Here is a 244-nt window from a genome sequence, read left to right as displayed (position 1 = left end):
GCCGTTAATTAATCTTGATGCCAACCTACTGGTAGATATGCGTACCGTAGTGAAAAATCTCCAACAGCGCCTCGGAAACACCATTTTGTATGTTTCCCACGACCAATTTGAAGCCATGACCTTAGCCGATCGCATAGCGGTGATGAAAGCAGTAGAAGTGCAGCAACTCGGCAGCCCCAATGTATTATTTAACCACCCCACCAAAATTTTTTTCGTTTGTTTTATTGTCTAAGCATATATGAAG

At 42.6% G+C, this 244-nt stretch carries 1 pseudogene; it reads left to right on the top strand.

Annotation, left to right across the window (positions count from 1 at the left end):
- A pseudogene (locus Q4519_RS22020) lies at window positions 1–232 on the top strand (sugar ABC transporter ATP-binding protein); the annotation flags it as partial.
- Between the last annotated feature and the right edge of the window lie 12 nt (window positions 233–244).

The sequence above is a fragment of the Motilimonas sp. 1_MG-2023 genome (assembly GCF_030547455.1).
In the GTDB taxonomy this organism is placed as follows: domain Bacteria; phylum Pseudomonadota; class Gammaproteobacteria; order Enterobacterales; family CBDFNC01; genus Motilimonas.
This window is presented reverse-complemented; position numbering and strand designations above follow the sequence as displayed.